Here is a 19,406-nt window from a genome sequence, read left to right on the forward strand (position 1 = left end):
CTCCTGTGAGGGGACTGAGGGTTCGATTATAAGGAAAGCTTTGAGTCACCCAAACCATTCCCATGGTCGCTGGGCGGTCCAGCCTCAGAACTCTCCGGTCGGGGGCGCAAGGGCCGCCGGTTACGCTCTCAACGACCTACCCCCGTGAGCGAAGAGAGCACCGCCATGACCCACCCGTTCCTGGACCTGGCGCCGCTGACCGCCGAGCGCTTCGCGGCGATAGAGGATCGCGTGGCGCGGCTGCTCTCCACCGAGCAGGACGTCGTGATCATGCAGGGCGAGGCGCTGCTTCCGCTGGAGGGCTGTATCCGGGGTGCGGCAGGGCCGGGGACGACGGCGCTGAACGTGATCACCGGTCCGTACGGGCAGACCTTCGGAGACTGGTTGCGTGACTGCGGTGCGACCGTGATCGATCTCGCCGTGCCGTTCCACACGGCGGTCACGGCCGCGCAGATACGGGAGGCGTTCGCGGCGCATCCGGAGATCGACTTCGTCTCGCTGGTCCACGCGGAGGCGGCGACCGGCAACACCAATCCCGTGGCGGAGATAGGTGAGGTCGTACGGGAGCACGGTGCGCTGTTCATGCTCGATGCCGTGGCCTCGGTGGGCGCCGAGCCGTCGCTGCCGGATGCGTGGGGTGTCGATCTGTGCGTCATCGGGGCGCAGAAGGCGATGGGCGGGCCCGCGGGGGTCTCGGCGGTGTCGGTGAGTTCGCGGGCGTGGGCACGGATGGCCGCGAACCCGCGGGCGCCGCGCCGCTCGTACCTCTCCCTCCTGGACTGGAAGGAGCGCTGGATCGACGGCGGCCGCAAGGCACTGCTGCACGCGCCGGCACAGCTGGAGATGCTCGCGCTCGAAGCGTGCGTGGAGCGGATCGAGGTGGAGGGGCTGGAAGCGGTGATGGCCCGGCATGCCACGGCCGCGGCGGCGACCCGGGCGGGGGCTCTCGCTCTGGGCGGCGGACTTGAACCCTACGTGTACGAGGCCGGGGACGCGGCGCCGGTTGCCACAACGTTGCGTACGCCTACGGGGGTTGACGCCTCGGAACTGGTCGCCAAGGCCCTGGCCGCCGATCCGGCTGCCCCACTGGCCGCGGGCGGCGGCGCCCTCGCGAAGGAGATGATCCGGGTGAACCACTACGGGCCGGACGCGACACCGGACGCGGTCACCTCCAGCCTGGCGGCACTGGGCGCTGCGCTGGCCGAGTCGGGGGTTTCGGTGGATGTGGAGGCAGCGCGTCGGACGGTGACGGAGGCTTGGGCCTAGCCCTTCAGGAGCGCCGGGGGATGTCGACTTGTTCTCGAACGGTCCAGTGTTCGGGAACACACCGCCTATTCAGGTGCGTGGGTGGATCGGCTCCCACCCGTCAGGAACCCCGTATGGATGGTCCAAATGCGCCCACAGCAGCGCCCCGTTCACCAGCCCAGGGATTTCTCTGTTCGGGCTCGGCCGTGTCATCAGCGGACCGGTCCCATGCTCCAGGGCATCTGCGACCGCCGCCAGAAACGATGCTACGGATGAGAACTCGACCGGGGCGTCGAGTTCCAGGCCCTCGTAAGAGGCCCATCGGCCGACACCTTCGGCAGCCGCATACAGGCCGGTGTCCGGGACGTCGTTGTCCGGTCCGAGCCAAGGAATCCATTCTGTGACGGGCCGGGGAACACCCGTGGCCCCCTCGGCGAGGGCTTCCCATCTGTCCCGGACCTGTATCGCCTCATCGGGACCCAGCAGCACGTAGTCGTCCAAGAAGGCGTCCGCCCGCAGATCGCCATCTTCATCGTTTGGGACGTCGACCCAGTCCACCCCGCCGCACAGCTGCCACAGCCCCTTCAGCTCCGCCGGGAAGCCGTGTCCGCAAAGTTCCTGCAGTCGATCCTGTGCCGCCTGGATGTCTTCCTTCTGCAGGCCCCGCCGTAACGCCTCGTGCGAGACCGGCGCATGCTCCCGCAGCCACGCCTCGATCCGCCCCCACGCCGCCACAACCCGCGCCACGTCCCTGTCTACGTTCTGAGTGTCGACCATGCCGACCCACACTAACCAGGAGTGGTGCCGGAGTCGCCGACACGGCCGCAGGGCGGTGGCCGACGCCCACGGCGACCGGGAAGTGCCGGCCGCGATCGGGTTCGTGGCCACGTCGGGGTGCGCCTGGCAGCAGCTGCTGTCCGCGTCGTTGGGGTGTCGATGGGGGTCATGCAGTGCTGCCCTGAACACCACCGGGAGAAATGCTCACGCCGTGGGACTCATGGAGGGCCAGAGACCTACGCCTGTGGTGCGCATCCGTTCTTGGGCTCCGCCCCCAGACCGGAACTGCGGCTGATGCGGACACGTCCTCCGCGGCATGATCAGAACGCACCGAACCGTCGAAACCCTGGTGATCAGGACCGCCCTGCCCGCCGAAGCCGCGGACGTGGCCGAGCTGCACGGGCGCGCCCGCACCACGTACTACCCGGACGGCCTGCCCGACGACGGCACCGACTGGCCCGCCGTCTGGCGCGACGCCATCGAGCGCCCTGACGGCCACGTGTTGTGCGCGTTACGCGCCACCCGTCTGGTGAGCATCGCCTCCTTCCGCACCGCCGAAGGCGCCCCGGCCGACTCGGTCAAGCTGTTCCAGTTCCATGTCGACCCCGGCCATTGGCGCTCCGGTATCGGCGCCGAGCTGCACGCGGCCTGCGTCGAGCAGTGGCGGGCCGACGGCAGACGGACGGCGACTCTCGAGGTGCACGTCGACAACCAGCGCGCTCAAGCCTTCTACGCCCGCCAGGGCTGGGTCCCCGATCCGGAGCAGCCGCCCCGCGAAGGCGACCACCACCTGTCGCTGACCTACGCGGTGAACGGGGAATGAAGCCCGCCGGTTGAACGTTCACACACCGAGCGGAGGGAGTCTTCGCGTACCCGTGCGACCTGGAGAGCCGAAGTCATGCGCGTCGAGATCTGGAGCGATATCGCCTGCCCCTGGTGCTACGTGGGCAAGGCCCGCTTCGAGAAGGCGCTTGACGCCTTCCCGCACCGGGACGAGGTCGAGGTGGTGCATCGTTCCTTCGAGCTCGACCCGAAGCGGGCCAAGGGTGACAACGAGTCCGTTCTGAAGATGCTCACCAAGAAGTACGGGATGAGCGAGGCGCAGGCTCGGGCGGGCGAGGAGAACCTGGGCTCGTTGGCCGCCGCCGTGGGGCTGGAGTACCGCACCGAGGGTCGCGATCACGGCAGCACCTTCGACATGCACCGGCTGCTGCACTTCGCCAAGGAGCAGGGCCGGCAGGACGAGCTGCTCCAGATCCTGTACCGGGCGAACTTCGTCGAGGAGCGGTCCCTGTACGTGGACGCCGACGCGTATCTGATCGAGCTGGCCGTCGAGGCGGGTCTCGACGCGGACGCCGCTCGCAAGGTGCTCGCCGACCCGGACGCGTACGCCGATGAGGTCCGGGCCGACGAGCGTGAGGCCGCCGAGCTCGGCGCGAACGGCGTTCCCTTCTTCGTCCTCGACCGCAAGTACGGTGTCTCGGGCGCCCAGCCCGTCGAGGCCTTCGGGCAGGCGCTGGAGCAGGCGTGGGGCAACCGCTCGCCGCTGAAGCTGATCCAGGACGGCGACGCGGACGCCTGCGGTCCTGACGGATGCGCGGTGCCGCAGCCCTGAGAGACCGCGGCAGCGCTGAGAAACCGCGCAGGTCGGGGCCTACGTATAAGCGTTCCTTAGCGGGATCACGTAAAAATACGCAATGGACGAGGGGATGCCGAGGGCCCACAGTGGTTCCATGGAGACCTTCGAGAGCCTCGTCCGTGCCGAGTTCGCCCCGAAGAACACTTTTCTGAACACCGCGAGCAGCGGGCTGCTGCCCGCCCGTACCGTCGCCGCCCTCCAGGAGGCCGTGGCGCTCCGGGCTGACGGCAGTCCGCTGGACCCGCTGTTCGCCGACGTCGAGGCTGCCCGGGCTTCCTTCGCCCGGCTGGCCGGCGTCCCGGTCGGGCGGGTGGCGGCCGGGGCCTCGGTCAGCGCCTACACCGGGCTTGTCGCTGCCTCGCTGCCCGCGGGCGCCGAAGTCCTCACCGCCGAGGACGACTTCGCGTCCGTCGTGAACCCCTTCCATGTCCGCGCGGACCTCAAGGTGCGGGCCGTACCCCTGGAACGGCTCGCCGAGTCCGTCCGGCCCGGCACCGCGCTCGTCGCGGTCAGCGCCGCGCAGTCCGCCGACGGCCGGATCGCCGACCTGCCCGCGCTGCGCGAGGCGGCCCGGGAGCACGGGGCCCGGACGTACGTCGACTTCTCGCAGGCGGCCGGCTGGCTGCCGATGGAGGCCGGGGCGTACGACTACACCGCCTCCGTCTGCTACAAGTGGCTGCTCGGCCCGCACGGCGCGGGCTTCCTCGTCGTGCCGGAGGACTTCGGCGGGCTCACGCCCATCCTGGCCGGCTGGGTCGCCGGGGAGAACCCCTGGGACAGCTGCTACGGCCCGGTGACCGAACTCGCCCACTCCGCCCGGCGGTTCGATCTGCCCCCCGCTCTCTTCAGCTACGCCGGGCTGCGCCGCTCCCTCGAGCTCATCGAGGAACTCGGCGTCGACGCCGTACACGCCCATGACCTCGCCCTCGCCGACCGCTTCCGGGCGGGGCTCACCGGCCTCGGCCACGAAGCCCTGCCCGCGCCCGGCTCGGCGATCGTGTCCGTGCCCGGCCTCGGCCACCGTCAGCCCGAGCTGGACAAGGCCGGGATCCAGGTCTCCAACCGCGCGGGCAACCTGCGTGCCTCCTTCCACCTCTACAACACGCCCGCCGACGTCGACCGCCTGCTGGACGTCCTGTCTTCCTGAACCACTGGCGCGGGCCCGGCGGGGACGCTAGGAAGGGCATCAGGGGGTGGTGCCGTTGGAGACCACGGGGACGTCCGTCCAACCGGCCGCCGACGTGGAGTTGCAGCGGCGGCTGGTGTACGGCGACGAGTCCGCGCTGACCGAGGCGTACGCCGCGTACAGCGGGCTCGTCCGCGCAGTGGCCGTCCGGGTGACGCGCAGCCCGGCCGCCGCCGAGGATGTGGCGCAGGAGGTCTTCGCCCAGCTGTGGGGCAGGCCGTACGGGTTCGACGCGCGCCGTGGCTCGCTGCGTACCTGGCTGTCCGTGCTGGCGCACCGGCGGGCCGTGGACTGGGTGCGCAGCGAGGCCCGGCATCGCAAGGCCGCCGGCGCCGACGACTCGGCACTGCAGGCGATCCCCGACACGGCGCCGGGCCCGGACGAGACGGTCGTCGACCGCGAGCGCTCGCTCCTGCTGCACTCCGCGCTCGCCGAACTCCCGCAGTCCCAGCGGGAGGTGGTGCACCTCGCGTATTTCGCGGGCCGCACCTACCGCCAGGCCGCCGTCGAACTCGGCATTCCGGAAGGCACCGCCAAGACCCGGCTGCGCTCCGCCTTGCGCAAGCTGGCCGAGTCCATGGCGGACCCACCGGATCCGGCCTTGGAAAGGGGCGCATGATGGATGCGGCCGGGAAGCAGGGCGGAAAGCTGGGAAGGGAGGTGTGCGGTGACCACTGATCACGATGGTGTACGTGAGCTCCTGGGGGCCTGGGCCTTCGGCGCGTTGCGGCCGGAGGAGGAGAAGGCGGTGCCGCCGCATCTCGCCGAGTGCGCGAGCTGCGCGGCGGAGGCGGAACGGCTGCGGGAGACGGTACGGCTGCTGGACGGGCCACGAGGAACGGCCATGAGCAACGGTTCGGGAGAGTCGGGGGGCGTACTCGCCCTCGCGCTGCGCGCCCGGCCCGCCGTGCCGCGGGTCGCCGCGCACGCGGCCCCGTACGCCGCCGCCGTCGCCGGACTCCAGGCGCTGGTGCGGGAGTTGGACGGCCGCTGGGGCACGCCGGTCGTGCACGACTGGGACGCGCACGCGACACTCGCGCATCTCCTCGCCGCCGACGAGCCGTTGGCGCTGCGCCTTGGCCTCGACGCGCGCGTGCCCGCCTCGCCGGTCCCGGAGGGGACGAGCTGGGAGGAGGCCTGGAACGCGCGTACCGCCGACGTCATCGCGTACGAGCGGCAGCGCAGCCCCGAGGAGACAGTGACCGCGTGGGCCGCGCAGGCCGCCGCGCTGCTGGCCACGCCCGAGGCCCGGGATCCCGAACGCGCCGCGCTCGCCACGACGTTGATGGGAATCCGGCTGCCCGTCGCCGATCACTTCCTCGTGCGGGCCTTCGAGGCGTGGATCCACACGGACGACATCGGCCGCGCGCTCGGTCTCGCCGTACCGCCGCCGCCCGAGGAGCACCTCTGGCGGCTGGTCCGGCTCGCCGTCCGTATCCTCGGCATGGCGCTGGGGACCACGGCGCCCCCGGTGCTGTTCGCGGTGGCCGGCGGCGAGAACGCCCAGTGGGTGCTCGGCTCCGAGGACGAACCCGTACGGGCCGAACTCGTCCTGGAACCCGTCGACTTCTGCCTCCTCGTCGGCGGACGGTACGCACCCGCCGAGGTCCCGAGGGGTGCGACGGGCGACGAGGGCGCCGTACGGAACGTACTGGAACGGGCCGCTTCGCTGTCCTGGCTGTAGACGCACGAGGGGGCGGCACCCTCAGCGAGGGTGCCGCCCCATCAGCCGTACGTCACTTCACCTGTACGTCACTTGACGGGCGTGAAGTCCCGCGCCCCGATGAACTCGGGCCGGCGCACCGGTGCCGCGAACGGCTCCACCGCCTCGTTCTCCACGCTGTTGAACACGATGAAGACGTTCGACCGCGGGAACGGGGTGATGTTGTCCCCCGATCCGTGCATGCAGTTGCAGTCGAACCAGGTCGCCGAGCCGGCCCGCCCCGTGAAGAGCTTGATGCCGTGCGCCTGGGCGAACTTGGTGAGCGCCTCGTCGGAGGGCGTGCCCGCGTCCTGCATCTGCAGCGACATCTTGTAGTTGTCCTTCGGCGTGGCACCCGCACAGCCGAGGAACGTCTTGTGGGACCCCGGCATGATCATGAGGCCGCCGTTGGTGTCGTAGTTCTCGGTCAGTGCGATCGAGACGGACACGGTGCGCATGTTCGGCAGGCCGTCCTCAGCGTGCCAGGTCTCGAAGTCCGAGTGCCAGTAGAAGCCGCTCGCTCCGAAGCCCGGCTTGACGTTGATCCGCGACTGGTGGACGTACACGTCCGAGCCGAGGATCTGCCGGGCGCGGCCCACGACCCGCTCGTCGCGCACGAGCCGCGCGAAGACCTCGCTGATCTTGTGGACCTCGAAGACCGAACGGATCTCCTGCGACTTCGGCTCGATGATCGAGCGCTCGTCGGCGCGGATCGCCGGGTCGCTCACCAGGCGTTCCAACTCGCCCCGGTAGACGGCCACTTCCTCGTCGCCGATGAGCTGCTCGATGGCGAGGAAGCCATCGCGCTCGTACGACTGGAGGTCGGCCGCCTCGATCGGTCCTGGCGTGCCCGGCTCGCTCCACACCACGGGGTCCTGGCGGGGTACGGCCGTCTCGGTGGCGCCGCGGCTCGGGTACAGGTCGGTGAGCGTGGTCATGGTTCTCAGACCTCCTCGGTCAGCAGTGGGTAAACGCCGTTCTCGTCATGGTCCTCCCGTCCGGTCACCGGCGGATTGAAGACGCAGAGGCAGCGGAAGTCCTCCTTGATCTTCATCGTGTGCTTCTCGTGGCCGTCGAGGAGGTACATGGTGCCGGGGGTGATGGTGAACTTCTCCCCGGTCTCGTCGTTGGTGAGCTCGGCCTCGCCCTCTACGCAGACGACGGCCTCGATGTGGTTGGCGTACCACATCGACGTCTCCGTACCGGCGTACAGGATCGTCTCGTGCAGGGAGAAGCCGACCTTCTCCTTGGCGAGGACGATGCGTTTGCTCTCCCAGGTGCCCGACGCGGACTTGACGTGCCGGTCGGTGCCTTCGAGGTCCTTGAACGAACGGACAATCACGGTGGTGCAGTGCCTCCTTCAGGCTGCGGGCAGTTGCGGTTACGCCGTCTCGCGGACGGCGCGGGCGAGGGTGCGCAGGCCCTCGTCCAGCTCGTCGGGCGTGATGGTGAGCGCCGGGAGGAGCTTGACGACCTCGCTCTCCGGGCCCGACGTCTCGATGAGCAGGCCGAGTTCGAAAGCCCGCTGGGCGATGCGGCCCGCGCGCTCCTTGTCGTGGAACTCGATGCCCCAGACAAGGCCGCGGCCCCGGTACTCCTTGATGTCGGCGAGGTTCTCCTCGCATACGGCGATCAGCACCTGCTCGATCTGCTCGCCGCGGGCCCTGGTCTGCTTCTCCATGGCCGGCCCGTCGGACCAGTACGTCTCAAGGGCCGCCGCGGCCGTCACGAAAGCGGGGTTGTTGCCGCGGAACGTGCCGTTGTGCTCGCCCGGCTCCCAGATGTCCAGCTCGGGCTTGAACAGGGTCAGCGCCATGGGCAGTCCGTAGCCGCTGATGGACTTGGAGACGGTCACGATGTCCGGCGTGATGCCCGCCTCCTCGAAGGAGAAGAACGCGCCGGTACGGCCGCAGCCCATCTGGATGTCGTCGACGATGAGCAGCATGTCCTGACGCTCGCACAGCTCGGCCAGGGCCTGCAGCCACTCGGGGCGCGCGACGTTGATGCCGCCCTCGCCCTGCACGGTCTCGACGATCACCGCGGCGGGCTGGTTGAGACCGGAGCCCTGGTCCTCGAGGAGTCGCTCGAACCACAGGAAGTCCGGGACCTGGCCGTCGAAGTAGTTGTCGAACGGCATCGGCGTGCCGTGCACCAGCGGGATGCCCGCCCCGGCCCGCTTGAAGGCGTTGCCGGTCACGGCAAGCGAACCGAGCGACATCCCGTGGAAGGCGTTGGTGAAGGAGACGATCGCCTCCCGGCCCTTCACCTTCCGGGCGAGCTTCAGCGCGGACTCGACGGCGTTGGTGCCCGTCGGGCCCGGGAACATGACCTTGTACGGCAGGTCGCGCGGGCGCAGCACGATGTTCTGGAACGACTCGAGGAAGGCGCGTTTGGCGGTCGTCGACATGTCGAGACCGTGGGTGACGCCGTCGCGCTCCAGGTAGTCGATGAGGGCGCGTTTGAGTACGGCGTTGTTGTGGCCGTAGTTGAGTGACCCGGCACCGGCGAAGAAGTCCAGGTACTCGTGGCCGTCCTCGTCGTACATGCGGCTGCCCTGCGCGCGGTCGAAGATGGTGGGCCAGCCGCGGCAGTAGCTGCGCACCTCCGACTCCAGGGTCTGGAAGACGCTCAGATCGGGCTGGGTGATGGTCACAGCGAATCTCCTCCTGGGAGATGAAGTCTTGGGGGGTGAACCGGGTGGTCAGGCCCGGTCGTTCGGATCTTCTGGATCTGCTGGTCGGATCGGCCGTGGTCGGTCGGTTCGGTCCGTAGGCCGGCTGGTTGGCCGGTCGCTCAGTCGGCCTGGTCGGCTCTGAGCGCTCGGTCAGCCGGTCGGAGGTTCAGCGGTCCTATGCGGTACAGCACCTCGGGGTCGTGCGGGCCGTCCGGGAACTGCGCTGTGTCGAACAGCACTTCACGCTCGACGTTCGCTCCGTGGCGTGCGGCGTACGAGGTGAACAGGCGCTCGGAGGCCGTGTTGCCCGGGGTGATCGTGGTCTCGACGGTTTCGAGGCCGCGGTCGTGGGCTACTCGTGCCGTGAGTCCGTCCAGCAGGGCGGCGGCGAGGCCGCGTCCGCGGTACGCGGCGTCGACGGCCACCTGCCAGACGAGCAGGGTGCCCGGCTGGTCGGGCCGGACGTACCCGGTGATGAAACCGACCGGCATCCCCTCCTTGTCGCGCGCCACCACCGAGGTGCCGGCGAAGTCACGGCACCACAGCAGGTAGCTGTACGAGGAGTTCAGGTCGAGGGTTCTGGAGTCCTTGGCGATGCGCCAGAGCGCGGCCCCGTCCACCACCTCCGGACGGTCGATCCGCAGCCCCTCCGGCATTTCCAGGAATTCCGCTTGCAGGTCTGCTTGTGCGGCGGTCATGCGGATTAAATTTACCGAGAGAAAGCTGAAATCGCATCGCCGGATGGGGTTACATGAGCGCCGCTTCTATGTTATCGCGCGGGCGCGGATGCCGCGCGTTGAGACGGCAGGAACAACCTGTTTGTCCGGAAAATACGGGAGGAAGCGGGCGCCTTGTGTGTTGCGTCACAGATACGTAACCACCACGAGACCTGCCCGAATTACGAGGTTGACGTTCACGGAATCTTAGTGTTTAGCCTCGGAAAAAGCGGGCAGAAGAAGACGGGAAGCTGCACTCGAACAAGCACTGGGTGGACGGCGAAATAAAGGCGGAATGAATTCTTCAATTACGCGCCGGTGACTCCGTCGATACGCTCTCTGACAATGTCCGCGTGGCCGTTGTGGCGGGCGTACTCCTCGATCATGTGGATGAGGATCCAGCGCAGGCTGACCTCCAGCCCGGCCATCGGGCCGCCGGCGATCCGTCCGGTGTCGTCCAGCGACCGCCCCACGCACAGCTCCTGCCCCCGGGCGATCTCCCGCCGCCAGTTCGCCAGCGCCTCGTCGAGCCTGCGCTCCGGTGCGAGGGCGTAGCCGCCGGACACGGCTCCGAGCTTGTCCCCGTACACGGCCGGCACGTCGAGGCCGGCGAACACCCGCTGGAACCAGTTCCGTTCGACCTCGGCAAGATGCTGGACCAGCCCGAGCAGAGTCAGCTCCGACGGCTCGGCGGAGGCCAGTCGCAGCTGCTCGTCGTCCAGCCCTCGGCATTTCAGCTCCAGCGTGGCCCGGTGAAAAGCGAGCCAGCTCTCCAGCATGGGCCGCTCCGGCCCGGTCAGGAGCGGGATGGGGCGGCCGTCGGGCAGGGTCTGGGTCTGATGTGTGTCGGTGGCCATGCTGGGCAGCATGGCACGGGGGCCCGGCGATGCGGGAGGGGCGAAATCCCGCCGACAGGAATCAGCTGCCGTCCCGCAGATCCGCCGGCCAGTCCGGGAGGAACTCGATGCTGTCGTACGTGACCACACACCCCTCCCCCATCGGCGACTGAGTCATAAAGCCGACGAGGGCCGCTCCGGAGGCCTTCTCGTCGGCCAGGGTGAACAGGCGCACGAAGGTCCAGCGCTTGCCGTCCTTAGAGGCGTGGAAGGCGAAGGCACGGCCCGTGCGGCTGATCCGCAGCCAGACCGAACTTCCTTCCACGGGCCAGGAGTTGGCGTCGTCGGAGTGGCCACGGGTGACCACCGTGCACACGGTCGGCACATCCGGCGAGTTCTCCAGGCAGAGCTTGGCCCACTCCCGCTCGGCGACGTGTACGTACAGCACGCCCGCGTCGAAGGCCCCGGCAAAGCCGACCGTGACACGGGCGATCAGCTGGAAGTCCCCCTCCGGCGCCCCGAGCAGCCGAGGCGCGTCGGCCGCGGGGTCCAGCGCCTCACCGGTGGGCGGCACGAAGCGATCCTGCCGCGCCCCCGCCCATCCGGTGAGCACCCCGTCCTCGTACGACCAGTGCCCGTCGGGGCCGTAACTGCGGAGCGGGAAGGGAAGTTCGGGTATTTCGAGGTCCATGCGGTGAGTCTCCCAGGTCCACGACCGCACCTCGAAAGGGGCGCGGCACTGTCAGAGCATGCGGCACAGGCAGCGCCCCGTCAGGGGCTCGACACTGTGACAGCATGCGGCCACAACAGCGCCCCGTCAGGGGCGCGGGGAACTGCGCGACCAGCCACAGCGGGCCCGCAGCCCGCACTCAATCGCACCGCCTACGGCGCTACCCGCAGCCCCCGCACCCAGCGGAGCGCAACCGCACCCAGCGGAGCGCTACCGCTCGAGGCGGCCGTTGAAGCGCCGCGGCAGCCCCAGCGGGTTGTCATCGCGCAACTCGGCGGGCAGAAGCGCCTCAGGCGCGTTCTGATACGCCACCGGCCGCAGCCACCGCTCAATAGCCGTACCGCCCACAGACGTGGACGTCGACGTGGTCGCGGGGTACGGCCCACCGTGATGCTGGGCCGGAGCCACAGCGACACCGGTAGGCCAGCCGTTCACGAGCACACGCCCCGCGAGCGGCGTGAGCTCGGCGAGGAGCTCTGCACCACGCCCCTCCCCCGCAGCCTCCTCGGCAGAGAGGTGCACGGTCGCCGTGAGGTTCCCCGGCAGCCGCGAAAGCACCGCCTCGGCCTCCGAGTCGTCCTCGTACCGCGCGACCACCGTGATCGGCCCGAAGCACTCCTCCAGGAGCAGATCGTGCTCCCCCTCGGCGGCGAGCCTGCGCGCCGGCACGGTCAGGAACCCGGGGCTCACCGTGTGCTCGCTCCCCGCGCCCGGCGTCACCGGGGCGTCCACGTCCGGAAGTTCGGCCCGCTCGGCGACCCCCGCGACAAAGTTGTCGCGCATCCGGTGGTCCAGCAGCACACCGGCGTCGGTGTCGCTGACCGCGTCGGTGAGGGACTTCAGCAGCCGGTCACCCGCCGCGCCCGTCGGCGCGAGAACGAGCCCCGGCTTCACGCAGAACTGGCCGACACCCAGCGTCATGGAGCCCGCGAGCCCCGTACCGATCGCCTCGGCACGCTCGGCGGCGGCGGCCTCGGTGATGACGACGGGGTTCAGCGAGCCCAGCTCGCCGTGGAACGGGATCGGCACGGGCCGGGCGGCAGCCGCGTCGAAGAGGGCACGACCGCCCCGTACGGAACCGGTGAAACCGGCCGCCGACACCAGCGGATGCTTGACCAGCTCGACGCCCGCCTCGAAGCCGTGCACGAGCCCGACGACCCCCTTGGGGATGTCGTGCTGCTCGGCGGCCCGCCGCAGCGTCGCCGCGACCAGCTCGGACAGCCCCGGGTGGTCGGGGTGCGCCTTGACGACGACCGGGCAGCCCGCGGCGAGCGCGCTCGCGGTGTCGCCGCCCGCGACCGAGAAGGCGAAGGGGAAGTTCGAGGCCGAGTAGACGGCGACGACACCCAGCGGCACCTTGTAGCGGCGCAGGTCCGGGATCGGCGGCGTCGCGGTGTCGTCGGGGTGGTTGATCACGACGTCGAGGAACGCGCCCTCGTCGACGATGTCCGCGAAGGCCCGCAACTGGTAGCAGGTACGGGCGAGTTCACCGGTGAGCCGGACCGGGCCGAGCGCGGTCTCCGCGTCCGCGGCCTCCACGAGGTGCTCCTTGGCGCCTTCGAGCAGTTCCGCGGCGCTGCGAAGGAAGGCCGAGCGGACCGTGCGGTCGGCAAGGGCTCCCCGGGCGGCGTGAGCCGCGCGGACCGCCGTGTCCACCTCCTGGGCTGTGGCTTCCACCGCAACCTGTTCACGCTGCTTCCCGGTTCGGGGGTCGACACTCCAGACTGGTGCTGCTGCCACCGCGGGTTCCTCCAGAAGATGTGATGCCGCAGTTCTTATGTGATGCCGCAGTTCTTGTGTCACTCACCAGGGCGTTCGATATGTTGAACACTGTCTCTGATGGTGAATATGTCTCGGAGACTATTTCCCGTCGAACGAAGGGGTCAAGGGCGATGTCGGCAGGCGAGACAGGCGGCGGGGCGCAGGTCAAGTCCGCAGTGCGGACTGTGGAACTACTCGAGTTCTTCGCCGGCCGACCAGGAATGCATTCCCTGGCCGCCGTACAGGAGGCCGTAGGTTACCCCAAGTCCAGTTTGTATATGTTGCTCCGTACGCTCGTCGAGCTCGGCTGGGTCGAGACGGACGCGACGGGCACGCGGTACGGCATCGGAGTGCGCGCCCTCCTCGTCGGTACGTCCTACATCGACGGCGACGAGGTGGTGGCCGTGGCCAGACCGACCCTCGACCGGCTCTCCGACGACACTACGGAGACGATCCACCTGGCGCGGCTCGACGGCACGAATGTGGTGTATCTCGCCACCCGCCAGTCCCAGCACTATCTCCGCCCCTTCACGCGCGTGGGCCGCCGGCTGCCCGCCCACTCCACCTCGCTCGGCAAGGCGCTGCTGGCCACGCACACGGACGAACAGGTACGCAAGCTGCTGCCGGAGACACTCCCCGCGCTGACCGAGCACACGATCACCGACCGGGAGAAGCTGATCGAGGAGCTGCATCAGGTACGGGAGCAGGGCTTCGCGGTGGACCGCGAGGAGAACACGCTGGGGCTGCGCTGCTTCGGCGTCGCGATTCCGTACCGTACGCCCGCGCGCGACGCCATCAGCTGCTCCGTACCGGTGGCGCGGCTGACACCCGCGCACGAGCAGATGGTGAAGGACGCCCTGTTCGACGCCCGCGACCGGCTGACGCTCGCCACCCGGAGGCTCTGACATGGAGATCGTGCTCCGCGAGGTCCACGACAGCGATCTGCCGGTGTTCTTCCGGCAGATGAACGATCCCGAGGCCGCCCGGATGGCCGCGTTCACGGTCAAGGATCCGGCCGACTGGGATGCCTTCGACGCCCACTGGAAGCGGATCCGCGCCTCCTCCGACGTGGTCCCTCGCACGGTCCTCGCCGACGGCGACGTCGTGGGCAGCGCGTCGGTGTACGGCGAGCCGGGCGAGCGCGAGGTGACGTACTGGATCGACCGCATGTACTGGGGCCGCGGCATCGCCACGCGCGCCTTGCGGGCCCTGCTCGCCGAGGTCCCCGAGCGCCCGCTGCACGCCCGCGCCGCCGCGGACAACGCGGGTTCGCGCCGTGTCCTGGAGAAGTGCGGCTTCCGCGTGACCGCGCAGGCCAGGGGGTATGCGAACGCGCGTGGGGAGGAAATCGACGAGGTGGTCCTCACCCTGGACGGCTGATCCGCGCACCCTCGCGCGGTTCATGAAGCTCGGATGAGAAAACCGGGCCGACGGGAACGAATCCCCGCATCCCGCTCGTCTTTCAGAACGCGATGAACACGACGATCAGACGGGCCTCCGTCTTCACGCTGCTGCTCGTGTTCGCTCTGCTGGTCAGGGCGACCTGGGTGCAGTTCTACGACGGCACGGCACTCGCGGAGAACAAGGAAAACCGGCGGAACGTGATCGAGCAGTACGCGTACCCGCTCGGGAACATCATCGTGGCCGGCGACGCGATCACCGGATCCGAGGAGACGGACAGCGGCGACCTCAAGTACCAGCGGACGTACAAGGACGGCGCGTTGTATTCGGCGGTCACGGGCTACAGCTCGCAGGTGTACGGGGCGACGCAGCTGGAGGGCGTCTACCAGGACCTGCTCGACGGCACGGACAACCGGCTGAAGAACCCGGTGGACACGGTCACCGGCAAGCGTGCCGACCCGGGTGACGTGGTCACGACGATCGACCCGGATGTGCAGAAGGCCGCGTACGACGCGCTGGGCGACACGAAGGGCGCGGCCGTCGCCATCGACCCGACGAACGGCAAGATCCTCGGTGTCGTGTCGACCCCTTCGTACGACCCCTCCGAGATCAGCGGCTCCGACGACTCCGCCGCCTGGGAGAAGCTGACGAAGGATCCCGACAAGCCGATGACGAACCGGGCGCTGCGCCAGCCGCTGCCGCCGGGCTCGACGTTCAAGCTGGTCGTGGCGGCTGCCGCGCTGGAGGACGGGCTGTACTCGTCGGTGGACGAGAAGACGGACAGCCCGAACCCGTACCCGCTGCCGAACTCGACCAGCGTGCTGGACAACGAGAACCCGTCGGCGCCCTGTGAGGACGCCACGATCCGGGTGGCGTTGCAGTACTCGTGCAACAACGTCTTCGGGAAGATGGCCGTCGACCTGGGCCAGGACAAGGTCAAGGAGATGGCGGAGAAGTTCGGCTTCAACGACGCGGAGCAGGACGTTCCGGTGCGGGCGTACGAGAGCGTCTATCCGTCCGGCATGGACGAGGCGCAGACGGCGCTGTCGGGCATCGGGCAGTTCGACGTCACGGCGACGCCGTTGCAGATGGCCATGGTGTCGGCGGCCATCGCCAATGGCGGTGAGCTGGTCTCGCCGCACATGGTGTCGCAGATCAGCGACGCGAGCGGCAATGTGCTGGAGAACTACGACGACAACACGGACACGAAGGAGATCGTCAGCTCGTCCACGGCCGAGCAGTTGCAGTCCGCGATGCAGACGGTCGTCGACGAGGGCACGGGTACGAACGCGCAGATCTCCGGCGCGACGGTGGGCGGCAAGACGGGTACGGCCCAGCACGGCGAGAACAACAGCCAGACGCCGTATGCCTGGTTCACGTCGTACGCCAAGGACGGCTCCACGGGCAAGGAAGTCGCCGTCGCCGTGATCATCGAGCAGTCGAATGCGGCTCGGTCAGAAGTCAGCGGCAACGGGCTGGCCGCGCCGGTCGCGAAGGCCATGATGGAGGCGGCGCTGCAGCAGAACTAAGCGGCCTCGGGGAAGGCCCCGGCCCGTTGAATCCTCCGGGCCGGGGCCTTCGCATGTCAGGGCCTCAGGGGCCTCAGACGCCCAGCAGTTGCTCGATCGGGTCGATCGCGAAGTACACCAGGAACAGTGCCGACGCGCCCCACAGCAGCCAGTGGACCTCGCGCGCCTTCCCCAGAACGCTCTTGATGAGGACGTAAGCGACGAAGCCCGCCCCGATGCCGTTGGTGATCGAGTACGTGAACGGCATCACGGCGATCGTCAGGAACGCGGGGATGGCGATCTCGTACTTGTCCCAGTCGATGTGCTTGACCTGAGTCATCATCAGGAAGCCGACCGCGACGAGGGCGGGGGCCGCGGCCTGGAGCGGGACGATGGTCAGCAGCGGGGTCATGAACAGGGCCAGGGCGAACAGTCCGCCGGTGACCAGGTTGGCGAAGCCCGTACGCGCGCCCTCGCCGACGCCCGCCGCCGACTCGATGTACGAGGTCGAGGAGGAGGCGGAGGCCGCACCGCCCGCGACCGCGGCGGCACCGTCGATCAGCAGCACGCGGCCGAGGTTGGGGACCTTGCCGTCCTCGTCCAGCAGCCCGGCCTCGGCGCTGATGCCGACGACCGTGCCCATGGTGTCGAAGAAGTCCGACAGGATCAGCGTGAAGACCAGCAGGACGACGGTGATCGCGCCGGCCTCACCGAAGGCGCCGAACAGGCTGAAGTCGCCGATCAGCCCGAAGTCGGGGGTGTCGACCAGCTTCTCGGGCCAGTCGGGCGTGGTCAGGCCCCAACTCTTGATGTCGGCCGCCGAGTTGATGATGATCGCCAGGATCGTCATGGCGACGATGCTGATCAGGATCGCGCCCTTGACCTTGCGGGCGAGCAGCCCGATGGTCAGCAGCACCCCGAGGCAGAAGACGAGCATCGGCCAGCCGGTCAGCGCGCCGGTGGCGCCCAACTGCACGGGCACCGTGGTGTTCGCCACGTCCGGGATGCGGGTCACGAACCCGGCGTCGACGAAGCCGATGAACGCGATGAACAGGCCTATGCCGACGCTGATCGCCTGCTTCATGGGCTGGGGTATCGCGTGCATGACGGCCTCGCGCAGGCCCGTCACCACCAGCACACAGATCAGCAGGCCCTCGAGGACGATCAGGCCCATCGCGTCGGCCCAGCTCATCAGCGGGGCGATCTGGAAGGCGACGACGGCGTTGAGGCCGAGCCCGGCCGCGAGCGCGAGCGGCAGATTGCCGCCGACGCCCATGATGACGGTCATCACGGCGGCCACCAGGGCGGTGGCGGTGACCAGTTGGACGCTGTCGAGCCGCTGCCCGAACTTGTCCTCGGCGCTGCCCAGGATGATGGGGTTCAGGACAAGGATGTAGGCCATCGTGAAGAACGTGGCGAAACCGCCGCGGATCTCCCGGGCGAAGGTGGATCCCCTGGCAGAGATCTTGAAGAACCGGTCGACGCTGTTCGCCGGGGGTGGTGCGGCACTCGGCCGGTCGGTCACCTTCTGTGCTCCGGACATGCGGATGCTCCTCGTTACTGCGTGCTGGGTGTGCGGATGCTGGCTGGATTGTTCCTCGTATTGATCCGCGTTCGGGTTTTCTCCGTGTTACGGAATGGGGTTCGGCCTACCGCACGACCTTCGAAGTCCCGTACGGACGCCTGCTACTCTCTCGAATCTCACCCCACAGGAGCACTATTCCTTCACGGGTGACACACGGGGTCCGTATACGCACTCGCAGGCACAGCGCACGCAGGTCAACCGTACTGTCCGGATTCAGCAGGGGAGAGGTCACCCGTGGGCACGGTCGTCGACGACGCAGCCTCCGTGGAGTTCCACGACTTCTTCGAGCGGCACTATGCCGAACTGGCGCGGCTGGCCCATCTGTTGACCGGTGAGTCGGACGCCGCCGACGATCTGGCGGCGGACGCGCTGCTCGCCATGTGGCACCGCTGGGACCGGGTGCGGGCGGCGGACCATCCGGTGGCGTACGCGCGCGGAGTGGTCGCCAATCTGGCGCGCAGCCGGATCCGCAGCGCGGTGCGCGAGCGCAGACGCATCACGCTGTTCTGGTCGCAGCGCGAGGAGAGCAGCGAGAACCCGGACGTGCCGACCGTGGTCGATGTCCAGGGGGCGCTGCGCAGTCTGCCGTTCCGCAAGCGGGCATGTGTGGTGCTACGGCATGCTTTCGACCTCTCGGAGAAGGACACCGCGCTCGCCCTCGGTATCTCGGTCGGTACGGTGAAGAGCCAGACGTCGAAGGGGATGGCCGAGTTGCAGCGGTTGCTGGGCAGTGCGGACGGCCCGAGCCACGTGCACGCGGCGGTGCTGCGCACCGGTGGCACCGGAGGGAGGAACCCGTGACCGGGCGGCGCGATACGCATGACAAGGTGCGCGCCCGGCTGCGTGATGCGGCCGGCGCTCATGAGCCCGACCGGGCGCGCATCCTGGCCCGCATCGAGCGCGGCATGGCGGATGCCGAGACCTCCCGGCGCCCTGCGCAGCGGCCCCAGGTGCTCGGCTGGGCGCGGGTCGTCGGCGCCACGGCCGCTGTCGCGGGCGTGCTCGCGGTGGGCGGCTATGCGGCGGCGTCCGCGCTGAAGGAGGACGACAAGGCCCAGCAGACCGTCGCGGTCACGCCGACTCCCGAGCCGTCGCCGGAGGAGTCAAGCCGTGGCGAGATCTCCCCGGACGCGACGAGTTCCCCGCGTCCCGAGCAGCCGACCGAGGCCGAGTCACCGCCGGTCAAGCCGCCCGAGCCGCCCCCGGCCGTCACTCCGCCCGCGGACGCGGGCACCGAGGAGGGCCCGCTGTGGTCGGACGGCTCGGTCGATCCGCACAGCAACGACTTCTGGGCGCAGAGCAATGTGACCGTGAAGTCGGAGGAGCAACTCACCTCGCTGACCGTCGAGTTGCGCATCAAGCAGACCGGCGGGGTCAACTCGGCGGGTGCCTGGCGTTCGCTGCCCGAGGGCGACTTCGAGCTGACGGTCGGTGAGCGGGACGGTTTCCTCGTCTACACATGGGTGCTCAAGGAGGGCCGTACGGTCCCGGCCGGTGAGTTCGTGTTCGCCGGGCAGTACGACCATGACCGGGGCGGCCGTGACGCCGGCGACGACCGGTACGCGGCCACCGCGGTGTCCGACGGCCAACAGGTGGCCGTGCAAGGCGACTTCGCGAGCCAGGACTCCGATGACGAGGACTCATGA

At 69.2% G+C, this 19,406-nt stretch carries 20 protein-coding genes; 11 read left to right on the forward strand and 9 right to left on the reverse strand.

The genetic code is table 11. The features are described 5' to 3' along the window. The first annotated feature begins 165 nt into the window (after positions 1-165). Entirely contained in the window at positions 166-1,266 is a 1,101-nt protein-coding gene (locus ACYVO6_RS11805; protein ID WP_461061356.1) for a pyridoxal-phosphate-dependent aminotransferase family protein, read from the forward strand. 69 nt (positions 1,267-1,335) lie between these two features. On the opposite strand, the gene ACYVO6_RS11810 is transcribed toward ACYVO6_RS11805, so the two are convergent. Then, the gene (locus ACYVO6_RS11810) at positions 1,336-2,022 is read right to left on the reverse strand and encodes an SMI1/KNR4 family protein (protein WP_461060144.1); all 687 of its coding nucleotides are present in this window, start codon (positions 2,020-2,022) and stop codon (positions 1,336-1,338) included. A gap of 316 nt (positions 2,023-2,338) precedes the next feature. Here ACYVO6_RS11810 and ACYVO6_RS11815 point away from each other — a divergent pair, with 316 nt between their 5' ends. The 5 genes from ACYVO6_RS11815 (at position 2,339) to ACYVO6_RS11835 (ending at position 6,531) form a co-directional block, all read left to right on the forward strand. Continuing rightward, positions 2,339-2,845 (forward strand): GNAT family N-acetyltransferase, encoded by a 507-nt coding sequence (locus ACYVO6_RS11815; RefSeq protein ID WP_461060146.1) that lies wholly within the window; start codon positions 2,339-2,341, stop codon positions 2,843-2,845. Positions 2,846-2,920: 75 nt separating this feature from the next. After that, positions 2,921-3,637: a DsbA family oxidoreductase gene (locus ACYVO6_RS11820; protein ID WP_461060148.1), complete on the forward strand. Its 717-nt coding sequence runs from the start codon at positions 2,921-2,923 to the stop codon at positions 3,635-3,637. 118 nt (positions 3,638-3,755) lie between these two features. Continuing rightward, on the forward strand, positions 3,756-4,808 hold the full coding sequence (locus tag ACYVO6_RS11825) for an aminotransferase class V-fold PLP-dependent enzyme (protein ID WP_461060150.1): 1,053 nt from the start codon (positions 3,756-3,758) through the stop codon (positions 4,806-4,808). A 55-nt stretch (positions 4,809-4,863) separates the two neighbouring features. Beyond that, complete coding sequence (locus tag ACYVO6_RS11830) at positions 4,864-5,466, forward strand: RNA polymerase sigma factor (RefSeq protein WP_461060152.1); 603 nt, start codon at positions 4,864-4,866, stop codon at positions 5,464-5,466. 48 nt (positions 5,467-5,514) lie between these two features. Further along, positions 5,515-6,531 carry a maleylpyruvate isomerase family mycothiol-dependent enzyme gene (locus tag ACYVO6_RS11835; protein ID WP_461060154.1) on the forward strand — a complete coding sequence of 339 codons (1,017 nt, stop codon included), beginning with the start codon at positions 5,515-5,517 and terminating at the stop codon, positions 6,529-6,531. A 68-nt stretch (positions 6,532-6,599) separates the two neighbouring features. Here ACYVO6_RS11835 and thpD read toward each other — a convergent pair whose 3' ends face one another. From thpD to ACYVO6_RS11870, 7 genes are all read right to left on the reverse strand, one after another. Continuing rightward, the gene (gene thpD, locus ACYVO6_RS11840; RefSeq protein ID WP_461060156.1) at positions 6,600-7,487 is read right to left on the reverse strand and encodes an ectoine hydroxylase; all 888 of its coding nucleotides are present in this window, start codon (positions 7,485-7,487) and stop codon (positions 6,600-6,602) included. A 5-nt stretch (positions 7,488-7,492) separates the two neighbouring features. Next, the gene (locus ACYVO6_RS11845) at positions 7,493-7,891 is read right to left on the reverse strand and encodes an ectoine synthase (RefSeq protein ID WP_033317823.1); all 399 of its coding nucleotides are present in this window, start codon (positions 7,889-7,891) and stop codon (positions 7,493-7,495) included. Positions 7,892-7,930: 39 nt separating this feature from the next. After that, positions 7,931-9,202 (reverse strand): diaminobutyrate--2-oxoglutarate transaminase, encoded by a 1,272-nt coding sequence (gene ectB / locus ACYVO6_RS11850; protein ID WP_461060158.1) that lies wholly within the window; start codon positions 9,200-9,202, stop codon positions 7,931-7,933. A 140-nt stretch (positions 9,203-9,342) separates the two neighbouring features. Beyond that, the gene (gene ectA / locus ACYVO6_RS11855) at positions 9,343-9,921 is read right to left on the reverse strand and encodes a diaminobutyrate acetyltransferase (RefSeq protein WP_461060160.1); all 579 of its coding nucleotides are present in this window, start codon (positions 9,919-9,921) and stop codon (positions 9,343-9,345) included. A gap of 326 nt (positions 9,922-10,247) precedes the next feature. Continuing rightward, the gene (locus ACYVO6_RS11860; RefSeq protein WP_461060162.1) at positions 10,248-10,796 is read right to left on the reverse strand and encodes a DinB family protein; all 549 of its coding nucleotides are present in this window, start codon (positions 10,794-10,796) and stop codon (positions 10,248-10,250) included. Positions 10,797-10,857: 61 nt separating this feature from the next. After that, entirely contained in the window at positions 10,858-11,466 is a 609-nt protein-coding gene (locus ACYVO6_RS11865) for a DUF1349 domain-containing protein (protein ID WP_461060164.1), read from the reverse strand. Between the two features lie 249 nt (positions 11,467-11,715). After that, positions 11,716-13,245, reverse strand: coding sequence for an aldehyde dehydrogenase (NADP(+)) (locus tag ACYVO6_RS11870; RefSeq protein WP_461060166.1), 1,530 nt, complete (start codon positions 13,243-13,245; stop codon positions 11,716-11,718). 152 nt (positions 13,246-13,397) lie between these two features. Between ACYVO6_RS11870 and ACYVO6_RS11875 the strand changes: the two genes are divergently transcribed. The 3 genes from ACYVO6_RS11875 to ACYVO6_RS11885 all read left to right on the forward strand — a co-directional run bounded on the left by ACYVO6_RS11875 (position 13,398) and on the right by ACYVO6_RS11885 (position 16,196). Then, positions 13,398-14,171, forward strand: coding sequence for an IclR family transcriptional regulator (locus ACYVO6_RS11875; RefSeq protein ID WP_033317827.1), 774 nt, complete (start codon positions 13,398-13,400; stop codon positions 14,169-14,171). Position 14,172: 1 nt separating this feature from the next. Further along, positions 14,173-14,646 carry a GNAT family N-acetyltransferase gene (locus tag ACYVO6_RS11880; protein WP_461060168.1) on the forward strand — a complete coding sequence of 158 codons (474 nt, stop codon included), beginning with the start codon at positions 14,173-14,175 and terminating at the stop codon, positions 14,644-14,646. A gap of 92 nt (positions 14,647-14,738) precedes the next feature. Continuing rightward, on the forward strand, positions 14,739-16,196 hold the full coding sequence (locus ACYVO6_RS11885) for a peptidoglycan D,D-transpeptidase FtsI family protein (RefSeq protein ID WP_461060170.1): 1,458 nt from the start codon (positions 14,739-14,741) through the stop codon (positions 16,194-16,196). Between the two features lie 73 nt (positions 16,197-16,269). Here ACYVO6_RS11885 and ACYVO6_RS11890 read toward each other — a convergent pair whose 3' ends face one another. Next, entirely contained in the window at positions 16,270-17,718 is a 1,449-nt protein-coding gene (locus ACYVO6_RS11890; protein WP_461060172.1) for an NCS2 family permease, read from the reverse strand. Positions 17,719-17,994: 276 nt separating this feature from the next. Between ACYVO6_RS11890 and ACYVO6_RS11895 the strand changes: the two genes are divergently transcribed. Then, on the forward strand, positions 17,995-18,561 hold the full coding sequence (locus ACYVO6_RS11895) for a SigE family RNA polymerase sigma factor (protein WP_461060174.1): 567 nt from the start codon (positions 17,995-17,997) through the stop codon (positions 18,559-18,561). Continuing rightward, positions 18,558-19,406, forward strand: coding sequence for a hypothetical protein (locus tag ACYVO6_RS11900; RefSeq protein ID WP_461060176.1), 849 nt, complete (start codon positions 18,558-18,560; stop codon positions 19,404-19,406). Before ACYVO6_RS11895 ends, ACYVO6_RS11900 begins: the two co-directional genes overlap by 4 nt.

Source organism: Streptomyces pseudoechinosporeus (genome assembly GCF_054783935.1).

Excerpts from the sequence above, each read along its gene's own strand:
- ACYVO6_RS11805 (WP_461061356.1), top strand. The coding sequence starts at position 166 with ATGACCCACCCGTTCCTGGACCTGGCGCCGCTGACCGCCGAGCGCTTC.
- ACYVO6_RS11810 (WP_461060144.1), bottom strand. The coding sequence starts at position 2,022 with ATGGTCGACACTCAGAACGTAGACAGGGACGTGGCGCGGGTTGTGGCG.
- ACYVO6_RS11815 (WP_461060146.1), top strand. The coding sequence starts at position 2,339 with ATGATCAGAACGCACCGAACCGTCGAAACCCTGGTGATCAGGACCGCC.
- ACYVO6_RS11820 (WP_461060148.1), top strand. The coding sequence starts at position 2,921 with ATGCGCGTCGAGATCTGGAGCGATATCGCCTGCCCCTGGTGCTACGTG.
- ACYVO6_RS11825 (WP_461060150.1), top strand. The coding sequence starts at position 3,756 with ATGGAGACCTTCGAGAGCCTCGTCCGTGCCGAGTTCGCCCCGAAGAAC.
- thpD (WP_461060156.1), bottom strand. The coding sequence starts at position 7,487 with ATGACCACGCTCACCGACCTGTACCCGAGCCGCGGCGCCACCGAGACG.
- ectA (WP_461060160.1), bottom strand. The coding sequence starts at position 9,921 with ATGACCGCCGCACAAGCAGACCTGCAAGCGGAATTCCTGGAAATGCCG.
- ACYVO6_RS11860 (WP_461060162.1), bottom strand. The coding sequence starts at position 10,796 with ATGGCCACCGACACACATCAGACCCAGACCCTGCCCGACGGCCGCCCC.
- ACYVO6_RS11865 (WP_461060164.1), bottom strand. The coding sequence starts at position 11,466 with ATGGACCTCGAAATACCCGAACTTCCCTTCCCGCTCCGCAGTTACGGC.
- ACYVO6_RS11875 (WP_033317827.1), top strand. The coding sequence starts at position 13,398 with ATGTCGGCAGGCGAGACAGGCGGCGGGGCGCAGGTCAAGTCCGCAGTG.
- ACYVO6_RS11880 (WP_461060168.1), top strand. The coding sequence starts at position 14,173 with ATGGAGATCGTGCTCCGCGAGGTCCACGACAGCGATCTGCCGGTGTTC.
- ACYVO6_RS11885 (WP_461060170.1), top strand. The coding sequence starts at position 14,739 with ATGAACACGACGATCAGACGGGCCTCCGTCTTCACGCTGCTGCTCGTG.
- ACYVO6_RS11890 (WP_461060172.1), bottom strand. The coding sequence starts at position 17,718 with ATGTCCGGAGCACAGAAGGTGACCGACCGGCCGAGTGCCGCACCACCC.